Source organism: Streptomyces sp. NPDC048479 (assembly GCF_040651435.1).
Classification (GTDB): domain Bacteria; phylum Actinomycetota; class Actinomycetes; order Streptomycetales; family Streptomycetaceae; genus Streptomyces.
On the sequence record NZ_JBEZKA010000007.1, the window covers coordinates 276,176 to 302,018 of the forward strand.

A 25,843-nucleotide genomic window follows, 5' to 3' on the forward strand; every position below is an offset into this window, starting at 1 on the left:
GGTGCCAACGTAGCGAACGGCTATCCCGGGCGCGCGTCCGGGGGTGCCGTACGGGCACGGGGCCCGCACCCGGGCCCCGCACCGGCCCCGGAGACATCCCCACGGCCGTCCCCGGGACGGAAGACGTCCGCGAAGACGCCCATCAGCGCGTGCAGCCGGGGCGAGGCGGCCAGCTCCTCCAGCGTGAGGGGATGGCCTTCGGCGTCCGCGACGGGCAGCCGCCAGTTCGGGTACTGGTCCCAGGTGCCCGGCAGATTCTGCGGGCGCCGGTCACCCACTGCGTCCGGCAGCCAGACGCCGACCATCCGGGCGGGCGTACGCAGCAGAAAGCGGTAGACCGCGCGGATCCGGCCCTCCTCGTCGCCGCTGCCCTCGGGCAGCAGACCGAGGCCGCCGAGCAGGCCGAGCCACTCGGCGACATCCCCTGCGTCCTCCGTGCACTCCTGCTCCAAGGAACGGGTCAGCAGGCCGAGGCGGTGGCGCAGCGCCACATGCTCGCCGGTCAGCCGGGCCGCCGTGGACGGCAGATCGTGAGTGGTCGCGGTGGCCACACATCCGACGCGCCACTCCTCGGGCGGCAGCGGACGGCCCGTGCCGGCCCAGTCGCGCTCGAACCAGAGCACGGAGGTGCCCAGCACGCCGCGGCGCGTCAGCGCCTCGCGCACACCCGGCTCGACCGTGCCGAGGTCCTCCCCTATCACGACGGTGCCCGCCCGGTGAGCCTCCAGGACGAGCACCGCGAGCATCGCCTCGGCGTCGTAGCGGACGTATGTGCCGTCGGTGGGCGGGCTGCCCTCCGGGACCCACCAGAGGCGGAACAGGCCCATCACATGGTCGATACGCAGCGCGCCCGCGTTGCGGAGGAGTCCGCGCAGCAGCCCTCGGTACGGGGCGTAACCGGACGCGGCCAGCACGTCCGGGCGCCACGGGGGCAGGCCCCAGTCCTGGCCACGGGCGTTGAAGGCGTCCGGCGGGGCACCGACCGACATCCCGGCGGCAAAGGTCTCCCGCTGCGCCCAGGCGTCCGCGCCGCCCGGGTGCACGCCGACGGCCAGGTCGTGGACGATGCCGACGCCCATACCCGCGTCGCGCGCCGCCTGCCCTGCGGCGGCCAGCTGCCGGTCGGTCATCCAGGCGAGCCTGCTGTGGAAGTCGACCCGGTCCATCAACTCGTGCCCGGCGCGGACGGTCTCGGGCGAGCGCGGGTCCTGCAGTTCCACCGGCCAGGTGTGCCATTCGGGGCCGTGCACCTCGGCGAGGGCGCACCAGGTGGCGTGGTCCTCCAGGGCCTGGCCCTGCTCGGCGAGGAAGTCGCAGTATGCGGCGCGGCGTCCGGGCCCGAGCGGGATGCGGTGCACGATTTCCAGGGCTTCTCGCTTCAGCTCCCAGACCGCGTCCCGGTCGATCAGCGCGCCCTTCCGCAGAACGGATTCGCGCAGCCCGGCGCCCTTGTCACGGAGCTCCTCCAGCCGCTGCCCGTCCCGGGCGCCCGCGTACGCGTATTCGGGGATGTCCTCGATGCGCAGATGGACGGGGTCGGGGAAGCGGCGCGAGGACGGCCGGTACGGGGAGGGGTCGGTGGGGGTGCCGGGTACGGCCGCGTGCAGCGGGTTCACCTGTACGAAGGAAGCCCCGAGCGACCGTCCGGACCAGGTGGCCAGCTCGGCCAGATCGCCGAGGTCGCCCATACCCCAGGAGCGGGTGGAGAGCAGGGAGTAGAGCTGTACGAGAAAGCCGTGCGAGCGGCCTTCGGGCTGCGGCACCCGGGCGGGCGCGACGACAAGGCTGGACCGGGCGACCCGCCCGTCCGGAGCCTCGGCCGACAACTGATGAACGCCATACGGAAGTTGCTGCCAGGGCTGGGGGCCCTCGGGGGCATCCCCGGCCCCGCCGGAGACGACCGGCGCCGAGGGTGCGGGTTCGCTGCGCGCCGCGTCGGGCACGGGGACCTGTTCCGCATCGCCGCGTAAGGCGGCCTCTTCCACCTCGCCGCGCAACGAGGCCTGATCCGCATCGCCGTTCGCCGCGGCAGCCGCAGGCTCCCGCGTCAGCCACTCCACCGCCGCGCCCTGTTCCGTCTCGACCCGCAGGGTCGTACCCGCGGGGAGCTCCGTCAGCGCCGCCGGAACCTCGCCGCTCGCGCTCCAGAGCACGACCGTCGGCGGCAGCAGCCGACCCGCGGCGGCGGCCTCGGCGCGGCTCAGGGCATCACGAACCCCCGACGCGGTGGACGCGTCGACGCCGAGTGCGGCGAGGACCGCGACGACCGTCGCGTCGGGGACCGGGACGGTGACGCCCTCGGAGGGCGCGTAGGAAGTGGCGACTCCATGCAGTGCGGCGAGCCGGGCAAGGCCCATTCAGACTCCTGGGGACTCCACGCCGCCGGCCGTGCCGTGGGCCGTCGGCTCGCTGGTGAGAGGTGCACTGTCGGTGAGCGGCGGTTCACTGGTCAGTGGGGCGGCGTCGGCGAGCGGGGGTTCGCTGGTCAGCGGGCCGGGACCCGGGACCTGTTTGGACAGGGCGGACAGCAGAAGGTGTGCGGCGGCCACGGTGGTCACTCCAAGCGGACGGTAGTGGGACATCAGCAGCCCTACCCAGCGGGCGCGGCCGCAGACGTACACGATCAGTCAACGTGTTCCGTGTCACATTCCGTTCCCTGCGTGGGAGTTGAATCAAATCAATCAAACCGCCCATCACATAAGTCAAAAGGTGCACAACGGCCACTCGCATTGACACCCTCACTGTGGTGGTGGTGGGCTCGAAGCCGACCGGAGCGACAGGGGAGACTGAGGGGAGACGGGTGTGCGGCTCGCGCGCGGGAGGCGTACTGCGACAGCCGTCGCGGTCGCTGTCATCGGCAGCCTGCTCGGCGGCGCGCACGGCGCGGTCGCCGCCCCGGACGACCCGGGCTCCCCCGCCACCACCGCGCAGGACCCCGAGGGTGAGGCCGCGCTGCCCTCCGTCTGGCCACGACCGCAGACAATGCGGGCGGCTGGATCGGCCGTTGCGCTGGGTGAGGAAGTGACTGTCGTCGCGGACCGCGACGCCGATCCGTACGCCGTCGAGCGGCTGACGGAGCTGCTGCACGCGTCCGGCGTACGCACCGTGCACACCGCACTGCCCGGCCGCGGCCCCGTCCTGCGCATCGGCGGCACCGGCGCGTGGGACGCGCTGCGCGCCCTGCGCGCACCCGAACGCACCGATCTCCCCTCCGGCGGCTACCGGCTCGCGGTCGGCCAGGTCCAGGGCCGGGACACCGTCGCGCTCGACGGCGTCGGTGAGGACGGCCTCTACCACGGCGTCCAGACGCTGCGGCAGCTGATCGTCCGGCAGACCGTCGCGGGAGCCGACCGGCGGACCGTCGCCGGAGTACTCGTACGCGACTGGCCGGGCACGGCCGTACGCGGCATGACGGAAGGTTTCTACGGACAGCCGTGGAGCCATCAACAGCGGCTGGCACAGCTGGACTTCATGGGTCGTACCAAGCAGAACCGCTATCTGTACGCGCCCGGTGACGACCCCTTCCGGCAGGCCCGCTGGCGCGAGCCGTATCCCGCGGCCCAGCGAGCGGAGTTCCGCGAGCTCGCCGAGCGCGCGCGCCGCAACCACGTCACGCTCGCCTGGGCCGTCGCGCCCGCGCAGGCCATGTGTCTGGCCAAGGACGGCGACGTCAAGGCGCTGAAGCGCAAGATCGACGCGATGTGGGCGCTGGGTGTACGCGCCTTCCAGCTGCAGTTCCAGGACGTCAGCTACAGCGAGTGGCACTGCGACGAGGACGCGGACGCCTTCGGCTCGGGCCCCGAGGCGGCGGCCAGGGCGCAGGCGCGCGTGGCGGGAGCGGTGGCGCAGCATCTGGCCGACCGGCATCCGGAAGCCGCGCCGCTCTCACTGATGCCGACGGAGTTCTACCAGGACGGTGCCACCGACTTCCGGCGGGCGCTCGCGAGCGAGCTGGACGGCCGGGTCCAGGTGGCGTGGACGGGTGTCGGGGTGGTGCCGCGCACCATCACAGGCCGCGAACTGGCCGGTGCCCGGGAGACGTTCAAGCATCCGCTGGTCACCATGGACAACTACCCGGTCAACGACTACGCGCAGGACCGGATATTCCTCGGCCCTTACACGGGCCGCGAGCCCGCCGTGGCGACCGGCTCCGTCGCGCTGCTCGCCAACGCCATGGAGCAGGCCTACGCGTCCCGCATACCGCTGTTCACCGCCGCCGACTACGCCTGGAACCCGAAGGGCTACCGCCCCGACGAGTCCTGGCAGGCCGCGATCGACGATCTCGCGGGCGGCGATACGAAGACCCGCGAGGCCATGCGCGCGCTGGCCGGCAATCACGCCTCTTCGATACTCAGCCCCACCGAGTCCGGTTATCTGCAGCCGCTGCTGAAGGAGTTCTGGCAGTCGCGCACGACGACGGACGCGGCGGCCAGGGACCGGGCGGCGGCCTCGCTGCGCGCCGCGTTCACCGTGATGCGCGAGGCTCCGCAGCGGCTGACACGGCCGGCCGACGGCCGTCTCGACGATGAAGTGCGGCCGTGGCTGGAGCAGTTGGCGCGGTACGGCCGGGCCGGCGAGCTCTCGGTGGACATGCTGCAGGCGCAGGTGCGCGGCGACGGCGCGGCGGCCTGGCGGGACTCGCTGGCCCTGGAGCCGCTGCGCACGGCCATCAGGGCAAGCCAGGCGACGGTCGGCAAGGGCGTACTGAATCCGTTCCTGGACCGGGCCGCGAAGGAGTCGGCGATCTGGACGGGTGCGGACCGCTTCGCGGACACGGCCGGCGAGGACACGGTCCGGCTGGACCGGCCCAGGCCCGTCGCCTCGGTGTACACGATGACCGAACCGTCCGCGGGGGCCACGGGCTCCGGCGGCCGGGTGGAGGCGCATGTCCCGGGCCAGGGCTGGCGCACGCTCGGCCCTCTCTCCGCCGGCGGCTGGACCGAGACCGACGCGAAGGGCCTGCGGGTGGACGCGGTGAGGGTCGCGGCGGGCGGGGACGATCCCGTCGCCGTACGGTCCGTGGTGCCGTGGTTCGCCGACGAGCCGCCGGCCGGCCTCGATCTCGTACGCGGCGAGGCGGACGCCGAGATCGGCGGCGGCCCGCAGCGCGCGGGCGTCCGGCTGACCGGGCGGCGGCCCGCCGAGGTGCGCGGCGAACTCACCGCGAAGGCTCCGGCCGGCATCAAGGTGAGGGTCCCGAAGCAGACGACGGTGCCGCGCGGGCAGCGTACGACCGTGCCGGTCGAGGTGACCGTCCCGGCGGGCACACCGGCCGGTGAGTACCGGGTGCCGCTGTCCTTCGCGGGCCAGGAGCGCACGCTGACGGTGCGTGCCTATCCGCGCACCGGGGGCCCCGACCTCGCACGCACGGCAGGCGCCGCGGCCGCCTCGTCGGGCGACGAGACGGCCGACTTTCCGCCGTCGGCGGCGCTCGACGGCGACCCGAAGACCCGCTGGTCCTCGCCCGCCGAGGACGGCGCCTGGTGGCAGCTGGAGCTGAAGCAGCCGGCCCGGGTCGGGCAGGTGGTGCTGCACTGGCAGGACGCGTACGCGACGAAGTACCGCATCCAGGTCTCCGCCGACGGCCGCACGTGGCGGACGGCCGCGACGGTCAAGGACGGCGGGGGCGGGCGCGAGAGCGTGCGTATGGACGCCAGGGACACCCGCTTCGTCCGCGTCCAGGGCGACGCGCGCGCCACCCAGTACGGGTACTCGCTCTGGTCGGTGGAGGCATACGCCGTCACAGGGTGAACGGCGCCCCCGAAGCCCTGCCCGGCCCCTCCGCCCCGGCGAGCGAGCCGAAGGGGCGCGCGGCTGTCGAAAACGGAGAACGCGCGGCGCCCGCGAGGGACGAGCGGTCCAGCACGGCCGACCGTCGACAGACACTCAAGGCGCCCCAGGCCCCTGCCCAGCCCGCGACCCCCACCGCCCGGCGAGCGAGCCGAAGGGGTGCGCGGCTGTCGAAAACGGAGAACGCGCGGAGGCCGCGAGGCACGAGCGGTCCAGCACGGCCGACCGTCGACAGACACTCAAGGCACCCCGGCCCCCGCCCAGCCCGCGACCCCCACCGCCCGGCGAGCGAGCCGAAGGGGCGCGCGGCTGTCGAAAGCGGAGAGCGCGCGGAGGCCGCGAGGGACGAGCGGTCGAGCACGGTCGACCGTCGACAGACGCTCAGGGCGCCCCGGAGGCGAGCCGAGCCCCAAAAAAAGAGGGGACCTCAGGCAGAGATGCCGTCGATCCGGGCCATCGCGTCGTCCGCGCCGTACGGCTGCAGGTATGGCAGCCAGCGCGGGTCCCTATGCCCGGTCCCGATGATGCGCCACGCGAGGCCGCTCGGCGGAGCGGGATGCTGGTGCAGCCGCCACCCCAGCTCCCGCAGATGCCGGTCCGCCTTGACATGGTTGCAGCGGCGGCAGGCCGCCACCACGTTGTCCCAGGCGTGCTGTCCGCCACGGCTGCGCGGAATGACATGGTCGACGCTGGTTGCGACGCCACCGCAGTACATACAGCGCCCGCCGTCGCGGGCGAAGAGTGCTTTGCGGGTAAGCGGAACGGGCCCCCGGTAGGGGACCCGCACGAACCGCTTCAGCCGTACGACGCTGGGTGCGGCGATGACACGGGTCGCGCTGTGCATGAAGGCGCCGGATTCCTCGAGGCAGAGGGCCTTGTTCTCCAGTACGAGGATGAGCGCGCGGCGAAGCGGTACGACGCCGAGGGGCTCGTACGACGCATTGAGGACCAGAACGTGCGGCACGGTGGATGCCTCCTTGTACGCCGGCGGCGCGTGGCTCGCGCCGGGACGATCTGCTCTTCAGTGTCTCCTCATGCCAGGTCCGAGCGCCACCACGTGCGGGTAACGGGCTCGAAGTGTTTTGCAGCACACCCGCTTCATCCCCGGGTGAGCCTCGTCTCTCCCTCGAACACCGCGCCCGAGCACACCGGATGCCCCGTTAGGGTGGTTGGTCTGCCACCCGCTATGCCTGGAGGTTCCGCTCGTGTCCTGGTCCGTCCTATTGGTCGCCGATCCGTCATCCGAGCCCGGCTCGCTCGACGAGGCCGCCAAGCAGGCAGGAGACGCCGCAGGCTGGGTGGAGCAGAACTGGTCCACCTGGCTGAACACCAGCCTGCGCATCGCGCTGATCCTGGTGGTTGCGCTGGTGCTGCGCATGCTGCTGCGCCGCGCCCTCACCAAGCTGATAGAGCGGATGAACCGCTCCGCCCAGGCGGTGGAGGGCACGGCTCTCGGGGGCCTGCTGGTCAACGCCGAGCGCCGCCGTCAGCGCTCGGAGGCCATCGGATCCGTACTCCGCTCGGTCTCGTCCTTTGTGATCCTCGGCACCGCGGGCCTGATGATCCTCGGCGCCTTCAAGATCGACCTGGCCCCGCTGCTCGCCTCCGCCGGTGTCGCGGGCGTCGCGATCGGCTTCGGCGCCCGGAACCTCGTCACCGACTTCCTCTCCGGTGTCTTCATGATCATGGAGGACCAGTACGGCGTCGGCGACAGTGTGGACGCGGGTGTCGCCTCCGGCGAGGTGATCGAGGTCGGCCTGCGCGTCACCAAACTGCGCGGCGACAGCGGCGAGATCTGGTACGTCCGCAATGGCGAGATCAAGCGCATCGGCAACCTCAGCCAGGGCTGGGCGACGGCCTCGGTCGACGTCATGGTCCGCTCCTCGGAGAACCTGAACCAGGTCAACTCGGTGATCAGCGAGGTCGCGGACGACCTGGCGAAGGCCGAGCCGTGGAACGAGCGGCTGTGGGGCCCGGTGGAGGCGCTGGGTCTGAACGAGGTGCTGCTGGACTCGATGACAGTGCGGGTCGCCGCGAAGACGATGCCGGGCAAGGCACTGGGCGTGGAGCGGGAGCTGCGCTGGCGGATCAAACAGGCCTTCGACAGGGCGGGCATCCGCATCGTGGGCGGCCTGCCGCCGGTGCCGGAGGAGGCCGCGTCGGCAGACCCGACGGCGGGAATGGCGGCGCCCTCGGCGTACGGGTCGGCGACTTCGCCGCAGTCACTGGCGGCGACGCCGCTGGCGTCTCCGGCGAACGTGGCGAAGTAGGCCTACGCACAGGAACGGGCCCCTGCCATGCGGCGGGGGCCCGTTCCATGTCCGCGTCAGCCGGCCGCGCCCGATTCCAGTTCCTGGGCGAGTCCGTTCGCCGTCATCGCACCGGTCCAGATACGCAGCCGGTCCAGACCGCCGGGGAGGTAGTGGTCCATGGTCCCGCCGTCGGCACCGCGCCCCACGGCCAGCTCTCCCGTGCCCTGCGCCTGCGACGTGCGCCCGGCATGGGGGTTCTCGTTCTGCGGGCTGTTGCCGATGTAGAGCTTGAGCTTGCCGGATGCATCCGGCTCACCGGACGTGGTCGCAGCCGCGTCGTACATACCCGAGACATGGATCGGGGTGTCGAATTCCGACGGTTCCATGATGTTGTCCGCCTGAACCACGACCCGCTCCGTCACCTTGCCTGCCGCGTCCACCACGGTCTTCTCAAAGCTCCAGACGCTGACGTCCTGGTCGATCTTCCGCAGCACCAGGGCCCATGACGATTCGTCCGCGAGCTTCTGACCGGCCGCGATGGCGCGGTAACCGGATGGCTTGGCAGCCCACCCGGCACTGTCGACACGGACCCTGGCCGAGATCGTGAACGAGCCGGTCTCGTCCATCGCCGACCCAGGCGTCGCGGCATATCCCTGAATTCCGTCGAGGACCAGCTGACGCCGCCCGGACTCGTCCGCCCGAAGCTGCGCACCCTCTCCCGACAGAGTCAGGCCGGGCTTGGCGTAACCGCTCACGTCCTTGATCTCACTGCCAGTGGAGAGCCCGGCGTTCCAGTCCGCTGTACTTCCAGAACCTGAGTGCCCGCAACGGTGGGCACCACGGCGTACGGCGGCGGCTCGGCCCAGCTGACCTCCGTGGCTCCGGGCTCGGTCTGCAACCTCACTCGGTAGCCCGCGACGTCGGTCTTCCCCGTCTCCGGATCGATGTCCGCCGCGTTCGGGCGGAACGTGAACATCCCGGCCAGCCCAGGCTCGCCCTGCCCAGCGCAGTCATTCGCCGTGCACTCCGTGTACGGCCCCTCGCTGGTGATCCGGGGTGCAAGGGGCACCGGATCGTCGGCCGGATCGCTCACTGCCCCGAAGGCCGGTGTCGAAAGCACCCCCATCAGGAGCGTGGCACCCACCATGGCACCCTATGCGCGAGCGCCTCTCCATCTGTGTTCAGGCATGACTGTTTCCCCCTCCATGAGCCTCCCCAGGCCCTTCCTGGAACGGACAACTGCATGAGGCCCGTCGGCGCACCCCAGTCCCAGAAGCGGAGCTGATCGATCAGTTGATGCAGGCATGGGGTCCCGCAGCGCTTCAGTAAGCCGAGCTGGGAGAAAGCGGAGCTGGAAGACGTCGCCTCGCGGGTCGTCGAGTAACGCCCCCGCACGACCGAGCAGTTCGGCACCCATTCCGGTTGAGCACCCGCCCCGCGGGCAGCCCCGCCCAGCCCCGCTCTTCGTGATCACCCCCACGCCTGGCGTCACGTCAGATCGGACTACTACACGTTTGTGTACTCCTGGGCGCGCCGGCATCACGACTCCCTCATGACTCGCGTTCTTCAGTCATGCCAGGACAGAGACGTGCCGACATCGGCCGCAGACGCTTCATCCGTGTGGCCGGAGGTACCGTCGCCGGTGCCGCCGTGGCGGGCGGGGGGACCTTCACCGCCATGGCCGCCGGGGTGTTCAACACTCCCGAGCCGGACCTCTTCGGCGGGATGCCGAGGTCGCTCGCGCTGAGCCTCCCAGGGGCACCGGGGGTACCGGGCGGCGATCAGCCGCCGCCGGCGCCGCCACCCCTGCCGCCGCTGCCGGATCAGCTCGCCGAGGGCACTCTCTCCAGGCCCGGCGCCCTGGTGGACATTCCGTACGCCGATGAGCCGGTGAACCCGCAGGCCGTCGAGAACTCCGTACCGACGGCCCTGCCGTTCCAGTTCAACAAGTCCGCCTACAGGTGCGTCACCGACCTGCCCGAGGCGCTGCGGCCGTGGCGGGACCGTCCGACGGCCTGGGCCAATGTCACGCCCGACAACAACCACACCTATCTCGACTCCAAGGGCGTCATCCAGTACCGGCCCAACAGGACCGCGGCCGGATACGACCAGCCCGTCACCCAGATCCAGTTCGGTCTGGGCTGTCTCACCGGCTACCGCACCGACAGGGACCCCGCCCGCAGGGCTCTGTTCCTCAAGCGCGCCAAGGCGCAGGCGGACCGTCTGATCGAGAAGCGGGTGGAGGCTCGCGGCGCCTGGTACTTCCCGTACCCCTTCGACTTCGCGCACCCGACGCACAACGGCGTCGTCTACAAGGCACCCTGGTACTCCGGCATGGCGCAGGGTGAGGCGATCAGTCTCTTCATCCAGCTCTCCCAGCTCCACGGGATCACCGAGCAGGAGCGCACAACCTACCGGGCGGCCGCCGACGGTGCCTTCGCCTCGATGCTGCGCGCCGACGACGCCAAGCCGTGGGCGGTGAACAGGGACAAGAACGGATACCTGTGGATCCAGGAGTATCCGATCAACGCCCCGGGCACCTCGGACTACACCTACAACGGCATGATCTTCGCCATGTTCGGGCTCTGGGACTACTTCCAGGCGACCGGCAATCCGCTGGCGGAGCAGCTGTACGACGGTTCGCTCACCACGATCCGTGATCACTTCCCCCGGCTGCGCAACGCCCGCTGGTACTCGTACTACTGCGACACTCACCGCATTCCGGCGCCGACGTACCACCAGCACCACATCAACCTTCTGCGGCAGCTGCATTGGCAGACCGGCAGCCCCACCATCGCCAACCGGCACGACCAGCTGATCGACGACTTCCCGGCGTACGGCCTGCGCTCGGGGTCCGTCGCGGCCATCGCCGCCGGCACACACACCCTCTACGCGCTCGACACCCTCGGCGCGGCGGACAGCTTTGGCTGGTCCGCCTCGAAGGCCGACAGGCAGCTGGCCACGAAGAAGGTGACCTTCGCCAAGGCCACCCAGGCTCCGGTCAACGTACGCCGCCGCATCATGGGCCGCGGCATCTACTACCGGATCAACGCCGGTTCGTACGCCGGCTGGTGGATCGGCGAGGCGTTCCCGAAGGTCTTCCTGCGCGGTGAGTACGTCTCCACGACCTACCGCCCGCAGCGCAACGCGACCTTCCCCGCAGGCGTGGAGATCACCTGCGTCAAGTTCGGCGCGAACGGGACCACCGGCTCCACCAAGACCGTGAAGTTCGCCAAGGAGTCCAACGCCCCGTTCGACCGCAGAGCCGTCGTGAACGGCAGGCCCATGGTCCGGATCACCGCCGGTGGACTGAAGGGATACTGGGCACCCACCGCGCAGGTGCTCACCGACGGGCGCTGACACCGGCCGCAGATCTGCCGCAGACTGCACACGCTCGGCGCCTCCGCAGGTAACGCTTTGGTTGCCTCGGAGGCGCTGGCCATTGACGCCCGGCTGACGTGCGGCTTACTTTTCCTCTCACTGGTTAGGAAACTTTCCTAACAGTGCAGCGGGGAAGTCCGCAGTCGAAAGGCAGGTGCATCCGTCGTGGCCGGAACCACACCCGGAACCACACCCGGTACACCGCGCGTACTCCGGGCCATGAACGATCGGGCCGCACTCGACCTGCTGCTTGAGCACGGGCCCCTGTCACGTACGAAGATAGGGAAGCTTACCGGCCTCTCCAAGCCCACCGCATCCCAACTGCTGGCGCGGCTCGAGTCCGCCGGGCTCGTCGTCGCCACCGGGACCACCGAAGGCCGGCCCGGGCCCAACGCCCAGCTGTACGCCGTCAACGCGCGGGCCGCCTTCGCCGGCGGGCTCGATGTGACCCCGCACCGGATCCGCGCCGCCGTCGCCGACATCACCGGCGCCACTGTCGGAGAGTTCGAGCTGCCGACCCCGGGGCGGCGAGCCGAGAGCGTCGTACGCCAGGTCACCGAGGCGCTCGACGGGGCCGTGAAGGCCGCCGGGCTCACCCGCTCCGATGTGCACCGGCTGGTCATCGGCACACCCGGCGCCTTCGACCCGTCCACCGGGCGGCTGCGGTACGCATCCCACCTGCCCGGCTGGCACTCCCCCACCCTCCTCGACGAACTGGCCGCGGTGCTGCCGATGCCCGTCGAGTACGAGAACGACGTCAACCTCGTCGCGGTCGCCGAGCAGCGCCTGGGGGCCGCGCACGGTCATCAGAACTTTGTGCTGCTGTGGAACGAGGAGGGCCTCGGCGCCGCCCTCGTCATCGGCGGCCGGCTGCACCGCGGCTTCACCGGTGGTGCCGGTGAGGTCGGGTTCCTGCCGGTGCCCGGCACACCTCTCGTGCGGCAGGTGACCAAGGCGAACAGCGGTGGCTTCCAGGAACTGGCCGGTGCGCAGGCGCTGCCCCGGCTGGCGCGCGAGCTCGGTGTGGACGGCGTCGCGCACGGTCCGCACGCCGAGGTCGCCACCGAGCTGGTCTCCCGGGCCGCCGGTGCAGAATCGGGGCCGTACCGGCAGCTCCTCGACGCCTACGCGACCGGTCTCGCCACCGGTCTCGCCTCCATGGTCGCCGTACTCGACCCCGAACTCGTCGTCCTGTCCGGCGAGGTGATCGCCGCAGGCGGGGAGCCGCTGCGCGCACGCGTACAGGCAGAGCTCACCGAACTGGCCGCTTCCCGGCCCCGTCTCGTACTCGGTTCCGTACGGGAACACCCGGTCCTGCGCGGGGCGTTGGAGAACGCCCTGGCCACCACGCGGGACGAAGTCTTCGACACCTCCCGCTGAAAACCAGCACACCTCCCCCGTTCGACCCCAGGCCCCTCCACCCGCCACAGGGAGACACCGCCATGCCCACACGCACCCGGAAGACGGCCGCCGCGCTCGCCGCGACCGCCGCGATATCCCTGTTGGCCTCGGCCTGTACGGGGTCGAACGAGAACGCGGCGACCGACGACCCCAACAAGGACGTCACGATCAACTTCTGGCACGGCTGGAGCGCGCCCGGCGAGGTGAAGGCGATCCAGGACAACGTCGCCCGGTTCGAGAAGGCGCACCCGAACATCAAGGTGAAGGTCACCGCCAACATCACCGACGCCAAGATCCAGCAGGCGCTGCGGGCCGGCGGCTCCAAGGCACCCGACGTGGTGTCCTCGTTCACCACCGACAGCGTCGGCAAGTTCTGCACCTCCGGCTCCTTCGTCGGCCTCAAGCCGTTCCTGGACAAGTCGAAGATCGACCCGGCGAAGGTCTTCCCGAAGACGCTGCTCGACTACACGCGGTTCGACGGCAACCAGTGCACACTGCCGCTGCTCAACGACGCGTACGGGCTGTACTACAACAAGGACGCCTTCAAGGCCGCCGGGATCACCGCCCCGCCGAAGACGTGGAGCGAGTTCGAGAAGGACGCCGAGAAGCTGACCAAGCCCAAGGGCGACAGCTACTCGCAGGTCGGCGTCATGCCGACCTACCACGGCTACGAGACCACCCCGATGCACTACGTGTCCCAGTGGGGACCGACGTACTTCGACGCCGACGGCAAGTCCAACGTCGCCAAGGATCCGGCCTTCTCCAAGATGCTCACCTTCCAGAAGGGTCTGATCGACAAGCTCGGCGGCTTCCAGAAGCTGGAGAAGTACCGCAACACCTTCGGTGACGAGTGGGGCGCCAAGCACCCCTTCCACACCGGCCAGGTCGCCATGCAGCTCGACGGCGAGTGGCGGCTCGGTATGGCCAAGGAGGCGGGCGCCAAGTTCGAGATCGGCACGGCGCCGCTGCCCGTCGCCGACGACCAGGTCGCCGACTACGGCAAGGGCTACCTCTCCGGCACCGTCATGGGCATCGCGGCCACCAGCCAGAAGCAGAACGCGGCGTGGGAGCTGCTGAAGTACATGACCACGGACACCGACGCGGTCGTGGCCTTCTCCAACGCGATCCACAACGTGCCGTCCACGCTGGAGGCGCTCAAGTCGCCGAAGCTGAAGATCGAGCCCGGGTTCAGGACCTTCATCGAGATCGCGGAGCACCCGAAGTCGAACACCACCCCGGCACAGGCCGACGGCGGTGCGTACCAGGTGACGTTCCAGGACTTCGGCTACCAGTACGAGAAGGGCTCCGTGAAGGATCTCAAGGCCGGTCTGGAGAAGACCGCCCAGCAGATCGACACAGACATCGCGAAGGCGAAGTAGTCCTCCCATGAGCACCAGCACAAGCGTGCGCACGGGGACGGGCACGGACAGGGACAGGGGCACGGGCAGGAGCACCAGCAGGCACACCCTGCGTTCGAAGCGCCGCCGGTCGGCGCTTCGGACAGCGGCCTTCATGTCGCCCTGGCTGATCGGCTTCAGCGTCTTCTTCGCCTATCCCCTGATCTCCACCGTCTACTTCTCCTTCACGAAGTACGACGGCATCCGCCCGCCCTCCTTCAACGGCCTGGACAACTGGTCGTACGTCTTCAGCGACTACCGGCTGTTCTGGCCTGCCATGCAGAACACCCTCTGGCTCGTCGTGGTCATGGTCACCTGCCGGGTCGTGTTCGGTCTCGGCATCGGACTGCTGATCACCAGGATCAAGACCGGGGCCGGGCTCTTCCGTACGCTGTTCTATCTGCCCTACCTGGCCCCACCGGTCGCCGCGACGCTCGCCTTCGTCTTCCTCCTCAACCCGGGTACGGGGCCGGTCAATTCGGTCCTCGACTCGATCGGGCTGCCGACCCCCGGCTGGTTCACCGACCCCACCTGGTCGAAGCCCGCCCTCACCTCGCTCGCCCTGTGGGGCATCGGCGACCTGATGGTGATCTTCATGGCCGCGCTGCTCGACGTACCGAAGGAGCAGTACGAGGCGGCGGAGCTGGACGGGGCCTCGGCCCGGCAGCGGTTCCGCTTCGTGACCCTGCCGAACATCATGCCCATCGTGATGTTCGCCGTGGTCACCGGCGTGATCCAGACCATGCAGTACTACACACAGCCCCTCGTCGCGGGAAAGGTAGCCTCCGGCATCATCGGCGGCTCGGGCCAGCAGTTCGAACCCGGCTACCCCGACAAGTCCACACTGACCCTCCCCCAGCTCGTCTACGACCTCGGCTTCCAGCGCTTCGACTACGGCTCCGCGTGCGTGATCGCGCTTGTGCTCTTCGCCCTCGCCATGGCCTTCACCGCGCTGCTGATGCGCCGCCGTGGCGGCCTCATCCAGGCAGGTGACTGACCGTCATGACTCAAGTCCTGACCGCCCCCACGGCATCCGAGACGATCTCCCGGTCCCCCGCCGCCCGCTCCGCGCGCCGCAAGGCCCTGCTCCAGTGGGTCGCGGTGCACTCGCTGGGGATCGCGGCCGCGCTCTTCTTCGTGCTGCCGTTCGCCTTCCTCTTCCTGACGTCGGTGATGAGCGACCAGCAGGCGCTCACCCGCGATCTGTGGCCGCAGAACTGGGAGTGGAGCAACTACGCGGACGTCTGGAACACCCCGGGGTTTCTGACCTGGTGGAAGAACACGCTGCTGTACGCGGGCCTTGGCACCGTCCTCACGGTCGCCTCCTCGGTCCCCGTGGCGTACGCCCTGGCCAAGTTCCGCTTCCGCGGCCGCCAGCTGTCGCTGATGCTGGTCATCTCGATGATGATGCTGCCGCAGCAGGTGACCATCATCCCGATGTATCTGTTCTGGGCGAAGCAGTTCGACTTCTCCGGAACGCTCTGGCCGCTGATCATCCCCATGGCGTTCGGCGACGCGTTCTCGATCTTCCTGCTGCGCCAGTTCCTGCTGACCATCCCGAACGAGTATCTCGACTCGGCGAAGGTCGACGGCTGCGGTGAGTTCCGCACGCTGATCAAGGTGGTGCTGCCGATGGCCAAACCGGGCATCGCCGCCGTCGCGCTCTTCCAGTTCTTCTACGCCTGGAACGACTACTTCGGCCCGCAGATCTACGCCTCGGAGAACCCGGCCGCGTGGACCCTGTCGTACGGCCTGGAGTCCTTCAAGGGCGCGCACCACACCGACTGGAATCTGACCATGGCCGCGACCGTACTGGTCATGGCCCCCGTGATCCTCGTCTTCTTCTTCGCCCAGAAGGCGTTCGTCGAGGGCGTCACACTGACCGGAGTGAAGGGCTAAGAACTGATGAAGCTCGCAGTCGTGGGTGGCGGATCCACCTATACCCCTGAGTTGATCGACGGCTTCGCCCGGCTGAGGGACACCCTCCCGATCAGTGAACTGGTCCTCATCGACCCGGCGGCCGACCGGCTCGAGCTGGTCGGCGGTCTGGCGCGGCGGATCTTTGCCAGGCAGGGACACGACGGGAAGATCGTCACCACCTCGGACCTGGACGCGGGCGTCGCCGACGCCGACGCGGTGCTGCTGCAACTGCGCGTCGGCGGGCAGGCGGCGCGGAACCAGGACGAGACCTGGCCGCTGGAGTGCGGCTGCGTCGGACAGGAGACGACGGGGGCGGGCGGCCTCGCCAAGGCGCTGCGTACCGTCCCGGTCGTCCTCGACATCGCCGAGCGGGTGCGCCGTACCAATCCGAACGCCTGGATCATCGACTTCACCAACCCGGTGGGCATCGTGACCAGGGCGCTGCTGCAGGCCGGTCACAAGGCCGTCGGTCTGTGCAATGTCGCCATCGGCTTCCAGCGCAAGTTCGCGGGGCTCCTCGAAGTCACCCCGGCCGACATCCACTTGAACCATGTGGGCCTCAACCACCTGACGTGGGAGACGGGTGTGCGGCTCGGCGGTCCCGAGGGCGAGGACGTACTGCCGAAGCTGCTGGCCGGACACGGTGACGCGATCGCCGACGATCTGCATCTGCCGCGTGCGGTGCTCGACCGGCTCGGTGTCGTCCCCTCGTACTACCTGCGCTACTTCTACGCGCACGACGAGGTCGTACGGGAGCTGAAGACGAAGCCTTCGCGGGCCGCCGAGGTCGCGGAGATGGAGAAGCAGCTGCTCGAGATGTACGGCGACCCGGCGCTCGACGAGAAGCCGGAGCTGCTCGCCAGCCGCGGCGGCGCCTTCTATTCGGAGGCGGCCGTGGACCTGGCGGCCTCGCTGCTGGGCGCGGGCGGCAGCCCGTACCAGGTGGTGAACACCGTCAACAAGGGCACGCTGTCCTTCCTGCCGGACGACGCCGTTATCGAAGTACAGGCCGCCGTCGGCCCGCAGGGCGTGACACCGCTGCCCGTGCCCGAAGTCGACCCGTTGTACGCGGGGTTGATCGCCCAGGTGACGGCGTACGAGGACCTGGCGCTGGAGGCCGCCCTCCGCGGCGGCCGCGGCCGCGTCTTCAAGGCCATGCTGTCGCATCCGCTGATCGGCCAGTACGAGTACGCCGAAGCGCTCACCGACAAGCTGATCGCGCACAACCAGGAGCACCTCGCGTGGGCGTGAACGCCGCAGTCCTCGCCATCGACGCGGGCAACAGCAAGACCGACATCGCCTTCGTCGGCGACGACGGCTCGGTCCTTGTGTCGTCCCGCGGGCCCGGCTTCCAGCCGCCGAAGGTCGGCGTCGGGGCGGCGCTCGATGTGCTCGGCACGACCGTCGGGGAGGCGCTGGCGAAGGCACGCGCCCACGGCGCTGCCATCGACGGCGTCGAGCATGTGTCGGCCTGTCTCGCCAATGCCGATCTGCCGGTGGAGGAACGGGAGCTGACGGCCGCTCTGCACGCCCGCGAGTGGGGCCGTACGACCGAGGTGCGCAACGACACCTTCGCCATACTGCGCGCGGGCGTCGACGAGCCGCGGGGTGTCGCGGTGGTGTGCGGCGCGGGGATCAACTGCGTCGGCATGCTGCCGGACGGCCGTACCGCCCGCTTCCCCGCGATCGGCAAGATCTCCGGGGACTGGGGCGGGGGCTCGGGGCTCGCGGAGGAAGCGCTGTGGTTCGCGGCGCGGGCGGAGGACGGCCGCGGCGAGCCGACGGCCCTGGCCCGTACGCTGCCCGCGCACTTCGGCCTGGCCTCCATGTACGCGCTGATCGAGGCGCTGCATCTGGAGCACATCCCCTCGGCGCGCAAGCATGAGCTGACCCCGGTCCTCTTCGCCACCAGCGCCGAGGGCGATCCGGTCGCCCGCTCGCTGGTGCACCGGCTCGCGGAGGAGGTCGTCGCCATGTCCACGGTGGCGCTCGCCCGTCTCGATCTGCTCGACGAGGAGGCGCCGGTGCTGCTGGGCGGCAGCGTCCTCGCGGCACAGCACCCGGAGCTGGACGAGCACATCGGCAAGCTGCTCGCGGCCAAGGCGCCGAAGGCGGTCATCGAGGTGGTGACGGCCCCGCCGGTGCTGGGCGCCGCGCTGCTGGGGCTCGACCACATCGGGGCGTCGCCGGAGACCCGCGCCCGGCTGCGCGCGCACTACGCATAGCGCATAGCGGGACGGCAGGACGGCGGGAAAACGGGACGGCGGGACGGCGGGAAAAACGGGATGCGTCGCCCATGTGCCCGGTATGAGGATCGGGGGCATGGGCGACGCATTGCGTGAACGGTTCGAGGCCGACGGATTCGTGAAGCTCGAAGGGGCCTTCCCGGCGTCCGTGGCGCGGGAGTGCACCGACCTGCTGTGGGCCGAGACGGGGTGCGATCCGGACGATCCGGCGACCTGGACCCGGCCGGTGCACTGGGTGTGGGGCATGGCGCAGGAGCCGTTCATACCGGCCGTGAACACCCCTGTGCTGCTTGACGCGTTCGACCGGCTGGTCGGTCCCGGGCGGTGGGAGCCGCGGTACTCACTGGGGTCGTTCCCACTGCGCTTCCCGCACGAGGAGGAGCCCGACGACGCCGGCTGGCACATCGAGGGCAGCTACCAGCCGGAGGGAGCGAGCACGTACTACGCCAACCACCGTTCCAAGGGGCGGGCGTTGCTGATGCTGTTCCTGTTCAGCGAGGTCGGCGAGAGGGACGCGCCGACCCGGATCCGGATCGGTTCGCACCACGACATCCCGGCGCTGCTCGCTCCGTACGGTGAGGAAGGCGTCTCGATCATGGAGATCGGCCCGGCGATCGACGCGGCGTCCGCGCACCGCGAGACGGCGTACGCGACGGGCCGGCCCGGCGACGTCTTTCTCTGCCATCCCTTCCTGGTGCACGCCGCGCAGCCGCACCACGGCACGCGGCCCCGTTTCATGGCCCAGCCTCCGCTGTATCCGGCCTCCGCCTAGACCCCGGGCGCGGGTTCCGGCATCCGTGCAACGGGAACCGATCAAGGCGCTGAAGCGTATTCATGGTGGGGAGAACGGTGGGGAGAACGGCCTGGCAGGATCCTGAATTGCTGCGACAGCAACAAGATCCAGTCAATCGTGCTGTGAATGTCAGTCACTGCGGCCATACTGCTGACCGGGAGTCGTCCCCCACCCGCCGGGGGGCGGGCCGACGTCAGCGACCGAGGGGGAGGTCACGTGACATACCCGCCGACTGCGCGCACCGCGCCCCAGGCGGCTGCGGCGTATGCGCCGGCACAGCCGCCGGCCCAGCCACCCGCCCACCGCGGCGCATGGGCCGAGGGCAAGGAGCGGCTGCGTACTGCCGCGACGACCGAGCCCGGCCGGCTGCAGATCATCGGGGCCGTGCTGGCCGCGCTGGTGGTGGCGTTCGGCGCGGTGACCGCGTTCGAGATCTCCGACCGGGCGGCCGCGGCCGACGATGTGGTGAGCCGCAGCCAGCCGCTGAGCGCGGACGCCGCCTCCATCCACCGCTCACTGGCCGACGCGGACGCCGCGGCGGCCAATGGCTTCCTCGCGGGCGCCGAAGAGCCCCGCGCCATCCACGAGCGGTACGAAAAGGACATCACGGCCGCGTCCCGCCTGCTCATCAACGCCGCGGCGAATACCGACAGTTCGACCGAATCGGGCCGCGAGATAGCGACACTCAATGAGCAGCTGCCCCGCTACACAGGCCTGATCGAGCGTGCCCGCGCCAACAACCGGCAGGGCCTGCCGCTCGGCGGCGCCTATCTGCGGTACGCGAACCTGAAGATGTCGACCGAGCTGCTGCCCGCCGCCGACAAGCTCTACAAGGCGGAGACGGCGCGACTCGGCCAGGACACCGGCGACGCGCGCGACTGGCCGTTCGCCTCGCTCGGTCTCGGCGTACTGGCGCTGGCCGCGCTCGCCTGGGCCCAGCGGCGCAACTACCGGCGTACGAACCGCATGTTCAACCACGGGCTGCTGGCCGCCACAGCGGCCTCGACGATCGTCATCCTCTGGCTGATCGTGGGGCACACAGTGGCCCGCACCGAGCTGCAGGCCGCCATGGAGCGCGGACAGGATTCCCTGAAGACTCTCAACACCTCCCGGGTGCACGCGCTGCAGGCCCGTGCCAACGAGAACCTGACACTGGTGGCACGAGGCGCAGTCCTCACCCCGGACGGCAAGAACGACCAGTACGAGTTCAACTACAAGAACCGCATGGACGCCGTCGTTCTCACGCTCAAGGGAGCGAAGGACCTCGCCGACGACCCCGAGGGTCGCGGCCCTGTCGCGGACGCCACCACGGCCGTGGCCGAGTGGCGCACCCGCCATCAGAAGGCGCGCAACACCGACAACGACGGCGACTACGAAGGAGCCCTGCAGCAGACCATTGGGGCGAAGGGCTCCACGGGCCAGTCCTTCGACACGGTGGACGCGGCGCTGCGCCAGGCGATCGACCATGAGCAGCACGAGTTCACGGCGTCCGCGGAGTCCGGGCGCGGGGCACTGGCCGGGCTGCCGATCGGCGCCGCCGCGCTGGCTGTGCTGGGCGCGGCGGGAGCCGTTCTCGGCATCAACCGCAGGCTTTCGGAGTACCGGTGAGAGGGGGCTCGATGACGGTTGCGAGGAGCAGGTTCCGTGGCTGGGGCGGCGTCGCGGGGATGGCCGCAGCCTGTGCCCTGACCGCCGCCGCCACGCTGCTGCCGCTGTCCCACGGTGCTGCGGACAACGCCGGGTCGGTGCTGGCCGGCCAGGGTGTGGCCTCGGCCCGGCCCGCCAAGGCGGACGACTGCGAGACGCCCGAGGCCTCGCTGCCGTCGTCGGCCGCCGGCGGACCGAACATCGACACGATCGTGCAGCGGGGCAAGCTGATCGTCGGCGTCGACCAGAACAGCTACCGCTGGGGCTATCGCAACCCCGCCTCCGGCGGTCTCGAGGGCTTCGACATCGATCTCGCGCGGGCGATCGCCCAGGACATCCTCGGCAGGCCGGACGCCATCATCTTCCGCGCCATACCGACCAACCAGCGCATACCCGCGCTGAACAACGGCACGGTGGACATCGTCGTCCGTACGATGACGATCAACTGCGCCAGGATCAAGCAGGTCGCGTTCTCCACCGCGTACTTCCAGACCGGCCAGCAGGTGCTCGCGCCCAAGGGTTCGACCATCACCGGGTACAACAAGTCGCTCGCCGGGAAGAAGATCTGCTCGGCGGAGGGCTCGACGGCGTACGACGCGCTGGTGAAGAACTCCTTCGGAGCGACGTTCAAGGACGAGCACGACGGGCAGCCGCAGGACGAGGAGCAGTTCACTGTGCCCAACCAGCTGGACTGCCTGGTCCGGCTCCAGATGGGCCTCGTCGACGCGGTCGTGACGGACGCCGCCCTCGCGGCCGGCCAGGCGGCGCAGGACCCCGCGGTCGAGCTCAAGGGCGGCAAGCCCTTCACCACCGAGTTCTACGGCGTCGCCACCAAGCTCGGCAACGACGACCTGGTGCGCCGGGTCAACAAGGTGCTCGACGACTACCGCAAGGGCCCCTGGACGGAGGCGTACAACAAGTGGCTGGTGGCCGATCTGCCCGGGATAACCGGGCCGCCGGCGCCCAAGTACCGCACCGGCTGACCTACGAACGACTAGTCCTGGCAGGAAGAGCGGAGAGGTGATCGATGGGCGTCGCGGGATCCACCGGGCCGGTGATGGACCGGGACGAGGTGGACCGTGCGCTGACGCGGCTCGGCGCGGAGCACGAGGCGATCGAGACGTCGCTCCTCGCCCTGCAGGACCACGCGGGCCGCAGGCTCCTCGAAGGTGCCGGGCTGACGGGCGTCACCAAGGACCGCTGGGCCTCCACCGAGCAGGCGATAACGCTGCTGTGGGGGTACTTCGACGCGTACACCGCCGCCCTGAACGACACGCGTGAGCTGCGCGCCAGGCGGCGCTGGCCCAGTCGCGAGGACCTGGTGGAGCTGACCGACCGGCTGCGCGGCCGCAGCGTCACGATCGCCAGCTCCGCCGCTCACCCGGCTCCCTCGATCACCGGACCCGCCAAGCTCTCCGAGCAGTTCACGCTCGAGGAGCTGGTGGCCCGGATGAACGAGCTGTACGCGAGTTCGCTGGACATGGTGGTGACGGCCGACTCGGTGTGGTCCGCGCTGCCCGCCCGGATAGACCTGCTCTCCGCCGAGCTGCAGCGCACCCGCTCGCTCGCGCACTCCGTCGGCGTACGGCCCGGGGAGCACCCGGCCGGCGACGAGCTGGAGTCGATCACCCACGAACTGTCCACGATGCGCGCCCAGGTCATCTCCGACCCGCTGGCCTTCTGGCGGTCCGCGCCCGGCAGTTCGGCCCCGGGCGGCGGCCGGCCCGACACCGACCGCTACGACCGGGCGGCACGGGCCCTGGAGGACATCCGCCGGGAGATCGAGGCGGTGCTCCAGGTCCGGCAGGACTCGGAGGCGCGGCTGCTCCGGCTGCGCGATGTGCTCTCGCGCGCCGACCGGACGCTGACCGAAGCGCGTTCGGCGCGCGGCGAGGTGCTGGCGAAGATCGCGGCATCCGAGGTGCCCGCGGTCAGCGGGCCGCCGACCGTACTGCAGGAGCGGCTCGCCACCGCCGCCGAGTACCGCAGGTACTCCCAGTGGCACCGGCTCTCGCCGCTGCTGGAGTCCCTGGAGCGCGAGGCCGAGGACGAACTGCTGCGCGCCCGCGAGTCGTTGACCGCGGTCACGGCGCCGCTCGCGGTCCGCGCCGAACTGCGCGGCCGGCTGGACGCGTACAAGGCGAAGGTGGCCAGGCACGGGATGGCGGAGGATCCGCTGCTGATCGAGCGGTACGACGCGGCCCGCCGGATGCTGTGGAGCGCGCCGTGCGATCTGCGGGTCGCAGAGCAGGCAGTGCTGCGCTATCAGCAGGCCGCCGCGGAAGTACTGGTCCCGAAACAGTCCGGACCGTCCGGGCCCAATGACCGCAGGGGGGATTCGTGAGCGAGGACAAGCAGTGTCAGCGCCCCGGTTGTGAGGGCTCCTACGAGGACATGGGCAGCGGTGAGCTGTACTGCGACACCTGCGGTCTTGCGCCCGTCGTCTCGCCCACCGGCATGGTCGCCTCGCAGCCCACCGGCATCACAGGCGGCGGCCGGGGCAGCAGTTCCGCACGGAGCAGTTCGCGCTCCTCGCGGGCCTCGTCGCGCTCGTCGACCTCGCGCCGTTCCGTCTCCGGCCGGCTGTCGCGTTCGCTCTCCGGCAGCAGCACATCGTCCCGTTCGGTCTCGGTGCGCAGCTCCGGCACCAACTCCGGCGCGTCCGGCCGCAACCGCCTGGGAGCCGGCCTGGTCTCCGTGCCGGAGGTGCCGCGCCCCGATCCGCGCTCGGCGGTGATGGAGAACCCGGAGGTCCCGGAGCGGAAGCGGTTCTGCTCGCGCTCCGACTGCGGGGCCGCGGTGGGACGTTCGCGCGGTGAACGGGCCGGCCGTACGGAAGGTTTCTGCACCAAGTGCGGGCACCCGTACTCCTTCGTGCCGAAGCTGAGCGAGGGCGACATCGTGCACGGGCAGTACGAAGTCATGGGCTGTCTCGCCCACGGCGGCCTGGGCTGGGTCTATCTGGCGGTGGACCGCGCGGTGTCCGACCGCTGGGTGGTGCTGAAGGGTCTGCTGGACACGGGCGACCAGGACGCGATGGCGGCGGCCATCTCGGAGCGCCGCTTCCTCGCGGAGATCGAGCACTCCAACATCGTCCGGATCTACAACTTCGTCGAGCACCTCGATCAGCGGACCGGCTCTCTCGACGGGTACATCGTCATGGAGTACGTCGGCGGAAAGTCGCTGAAGGAGATCGCCAACGACCGGCGCGGCGCGGACGGCAAACGCGACCCGCTGCCGGTCGAGCAGGCGTGCGCGTACGGCATCGAGGCGCTGGAAGCGCTCGGGCATCTGCACAGCAGAAACCTGCTGTACTGCGACTTCAAGGTCGACAACGCCATCCAGCAGCAGGATCAGCTCAAGCTCATCGACATGGGCGCGGTCCGCAGGATGGACGACGACGAGTCCGCGATCTACGGCACGGTCGGCTACCAGGCGCCGGAAGTCGCCGAGGTCGGCCCGTCGGTGGCTTCGGACGTGTACACGGTCGCGCGGACGCTGGCCGTGCTGACCTTCGACTTCCAGGGCTACACCAATGTGTTCGTGGACTCCCTGCCCGACCCGGAGAACATCCAGGTCTTCCGGACGTACGAGTCCTTCTACCGGCTGCTGGTGCGCGCGACGGACCCGGATCCGGCGCGGCGGTTCGCCTCGGCGCAGGAGATGGCGGAGCAGCTGACGGGCGTGCTCCGGGAGGTCGTGGCGATTCAGACGGGTCGCCCGCGGCCTTCGCTGTCCACGCTGTTCGGCCCGGAACTGCGGGTCACGGACACGCAGTTGTTCGCGGAGCTGACGGGGGACGTGTCGCAGCTGGGCGCGCGGGTGGTGCAGCCTTCGGGCCGCGGGCGCGCCAAGCGGACGGCGGCCAGGAACGGTTCGGCCGCGGTGGCCGGCTCGGCAGCGATGGGCGCCGGTCCGGCGGCCCACCCCTGGGGCGCCGGAAGCGCCGGAATCCCGGGCGCCGGAGTCGCCAACCCCTACGCGTCACCGGCCGCCGCGATCCCCGCGCCACGTGCGGAGGCCCTCGGCGCCCCGCCTGCCGGCCTGTCCCTCGCACCGCATCTCGCGGTGCTCGACACCCGGGCGACCTCGCTCGCGCTGCCCGTGCCGCGCGTCGACCCGAACGACCCCAACGCCGGCTTCCTCGCCGGCCTCATGGCCTCCGCGCCCGCCGAGCTGATCGCCGCGCTGCACTCCGCGGCCGCCAGTTCCCCCGAGACCCGGCTGCGCGAGCTGCGCGCCCGTCTTGAGATGCGCGAACTGGACTCCGCCACCAGGGCGCTGGCGACACTGGAGAGCCGGCATCCCGACGACTGGCGCGTCGTCTGGTCCCGCGGTCTCACCTCGCTGGTGACCGGTGAGAACGAAATCGCGGCGCTCTCCTTCGACGCGATCTACGACGCGTTCCCCGGCGAGCCCGCGCCCAAGCTGGCGCTGGGCGTCTGCGCCGAGGTACTCGGCCAGCTGGACAACGCCGCGGAGTACTACCGTCTCGTGTGGACGACCGACCCGAGCTATGTCAGCGCCGCGTTCGGCCTGGCCCGGGTGCAGATCGCGGCGGGCGACCGGGCCGGAGCCGTACGGACGCTGGAGTCGGTACCCGAGGCGTCGATCCACTACACAGCGGCGCGGGTCGCGGCCGTGCGGGCGAGGCTGCGGCGACGCGCCGCGCACGACCCCCTGATCGACGACCTGACGGCGGCCGCGGCGCAGGTGGACGCCCTGAAGGACTTCGGTCTGGACGCAGTGCGCCGTGAGCAGTTGTCCACAGAAGTACTCGGGACGGCTCTCGACTGGGTACTCTCCGGAAGTCCCGGAGCCCAGCCGTCCGTACCGACCGCACCGAACATACAGAGCGCAGCGACCGTGCTGCTCGGCAGCGAACTGGACGAGCGCGGCCTGCGCTTCGGGCTGGAACGCTCCTACCGGGTGCTCGCCCGGCTCGCCCAGCGCGGCGAGGAGCGGATAGACCTGGTGGAGCGGGCGAACCGCTTCCGCCCCCGGACGTGGGTGTGA

Annotated in this window: 19 protein-coding genes; 14 read left to right on the forward strand and 5 right to left on the reverse strand. The window is 70.5% G+C overall.

All coding sequences use genetic code 11. The annotated features are described in order from the left end of the window. Positions 1–20: 20 nt before the first annotated feature. Both malQ and AB0D12_RS14310 read right to left on the reverse strand, forming a co-directional pair. Positions 21–2,357: a 4-alpha-glucanotransferase gene (gene malQ, locus AB0D12_RS14305; RefSeq protein WP_362681179.1), complete on the reverse strand. Its 2,337-nt coding sequence runs from the start codon at positions 2,355–2,357 to the stop codon at positions 21–23. Next, the gene (locus AB0D12_RS14310; protein ID WP_362681304.1) at positions 2,358–2,549 is read right to left on the reverse strand and encodes a hypothetical protein; all 192 of its coding nucleotides are present in this window, start codon (positions 2,547–2,549) and stop codon (positions 2,358–2,360) included. Between the two features lie 253 nt (positions 2,550–2,802). On the opposite strand from AB0D12_RS14310, the gene AB0D12_RS14315 reads away from it, so the two are divergent. Further along, complete coding sequence (locus AB0D12_RS14315; protein ID WP_362681182.1) at positions 2,803–5,751, forward strand: beta-N-acetylglucosaminidase domain-containing protein; 2,949 nt, start codon at positions 2,803–2,805, stop codon at positions 5,749–5,751. Positions 5,752–6,217: 466 nt separating this feature from the next. Here the strand turns inward: AB0D12_RS14315 and AB0D12_RS14320 are convergent, their stop codons facing one another. Continuing rightward, positions 6,218–6,754 carry an HNH endonuclease gene (locus AB0D12_RS14320; protein ID WP_142217192.1) on the reverse strand — a complete coding sequence of 179 codons (537 nt, stop codon included), beginning with the start codon at positions 6,752–6,754 and terminating at the stop codon, positions 6,218–6,220. Positions 6,755–6,995: 241 nt separating this feature from the next. Between AB0D12_RS14320 and AB0D12_RS14325 the strand changes: the two genes are divergently transcribed. Continuing rightward, a complete protein-coding gene (locus AB0D12_RS14325) occupies positions 6,996–8,060 on the forward strand; it encodes a mechanosensitive ion channel family protein (RefSeq protein WP_362681185.1) in 1,065 nt (354 codons plus the stop codon). A 56-nt stretch (positions 8,061–8,116) separates the two neighbouring features. Here the strand turns inward: AB0D12_RS14325 and AB0D12_RS14330 are convergent, their stop codons facing one another. Both AB0D12_RS14330 and AB0D12_RS14335 read right to left on the reverse strand, forming a co-directional pair. Next, positions 8,117–8,797: a LamG-like jellyroll fold domain-containing protein gene (locus AB0D12_RS14330; protein WP_362681188.1), complete on the reverse strand. Its 681-nt coding sequence runs from the start codon at positions 8,795–8,797 to the stop codon at positions 8,117–8,119. Next, complete coding sequence (locus tag AB0D12_RS14335; RefSeq protein WP_362681191.1) at positions 8,794–9,186, reverse strand: hypothetical protein; 393 nt, start codon at positions 9,184–9,186, stop codon at positions 8,794–8,796. The genes AB0D12_RS14330 and AB0D12_RS14335 overlap by 4 nt, the downstream gene beginning before the upstream one ends. 428 nt (positions 9,187–9,614) lie before the next feature. Between AB0D12_RS14335 and AB0D12_RS14340 the strand changes: the two genes are divergently transcribed. The 12 genes from AB0D12_RS14340 (at position 9,615) to AB0D12_RS14395 (ending at position 25,843) form a co-directional block, all read left to right on the forward strand. After that, positions 9,615–11,402: a D-glucuronyl C5-epimerase family protein gene (locus tag AB0D12_RS14340; RefSeq protein ID WP_362681194.1), complete on the forward strand. Its 1,788-nt coding sequence runs from the start codon at positions 9,615–9,617 to the stop codon at positions 11,400–11,402. 186 nt (positions 11,403–11,588) lie between these two features. Beyond that, complete coding sequence (locus AB0D12_RS14345) at positions 11,589–12,803, forward strand: ROK family transcriptional regulator (protein ID WP_362681197.1); 1,215 nt, start codon at positions 11,589–11,591, stop codon at positions 12,801–12,803. A gap of 62 nt (positions 12,804–12,865) precedes the next feature. Next, the gene (locus AB0D12_RS14350) at positions 12,866–14,203 is read left to right on the forward strand and encodes an ABC transporter substrate-binding protein (RefSeq protein WP_362681200.1); all 1,338 of its coding nucleotides are present in this window, start codon (positions 12,866–12,868) and stop codon (positions 14,201–14,203) included. Positions 14,204–14,336: 133 nt separating this feature from the next. Beyond that, positions 14,337–15,218: a sugar ABC transporter permease gene (locus tag AB0D12_RS14355; RefSeq protein ID WP_362681307.1), complete on the forward strand. Its 882-nt coding sequence runs from the start codon at positions 14,337–14,339 to the stop codon at positions 15,216–15,218. A gap of 5 nt (positions 15,219–15,223) precedes the next feature. Then, positions 15,224–16,120 (forward strand): carbohydrate ABC transporter permease, encoded by an 897-nt coding sequence (locus AB0D12_RS14360; protein WP_362681203.1) that lies wholly within the window; start codon positions 15,224–15,226, stop codon positions 16,118–16,120. Between the two features lie 6 nt (positions 16,121–16,126). Further along, positions 16,127–17,392 carry a 6-phospho-beta-glucosidase gene (locus AB0D12_RS14365; protein WP_362681206.1) on the forward strand — a complete coding sequence of 422 codons (1,266 nt, stop codon included), beginning with the start codon at positions 16,127–16,129 and terminating at the stop codon, positions 17,390–17,392. Further along, complete coding sequence (locus tag AB0D12_RS14370; protein ID WP_362681209.1) at positions 17,383–18,366, forward strand: BadF/BadG/BcrA/BcrD ATPase family protein; 984 nt, start codon at positions 17,383–17,385, stop codon at positions 18,364–18,366. The genes AB0D12_RS14365 and AB0D12_RS14370 overlap by 10 nt, the downstream gene beginning before the upstream one ends. Positions 18,367–18,463: 97 nt before the next feature. Next, positions 18,464–19,159 carry a phytanoyl-CoA dioxygenase family protein gene (locus AB0D12_RS14375; RefSeq protein ID WP_362681212.1) on the forward strand — a complete coding sequence of 232 codons (696 nt, stop codon included), beginning with the start codon at positions 18,464–18,466 and terminating at the stop codon, positions 19,157–19,159. A gap of 354 nt (positions 19,160–19,513) precedes the next feature. Further along, positions 19,514–20,788 carry a hypothetical protein gene (locus AB0D12_RS14380; RefSeq protein WP_362681310.1) on the forward strand — a complete coding sequence of 425 codons (1,275 nt, stop codon included), beginning with the start codon at positions 19,514–19,516 and terminating at the stop codon, positions 20,786–20,788. Positions 20,789–20,799: 11 nt separating this feature from the next. Continuing rightward, positions 20,800–21,810, forward strand: a complete 1,011-nt coding sequence (locus tag AB0D12_RS14385) for a glutamate ABC transporter substrate-binding protein (RefSeq protein WP_362681215.1) — start codon at positions 20,800–20,802, stop codon at positions 21,808–21,810. 44 nt (positions 21,811–21,854) lie between these two features. After that, positions 21,855–23,171, forward strand: a complete 1,317-nt coding sequence (locus tag AB0D12_RS14390; RefSeq protein ID WP_362681218.1) for a hypothetical protein — start codon at positions 21,855–21,857, stop codon at positions 23,169–23,171. Between the two features lie 50 nt (positions 23,172–23,221). After that, positions 23,222–25,843, forward strand: coding sequence for a tetratricopeptide repeat protein (locus AB0D12_RS14395; RefSeq protein WP_362681313.1), 2,622 nt, complete (start codon positions 23,222–23,224; stop codon positions 25,841–25,843).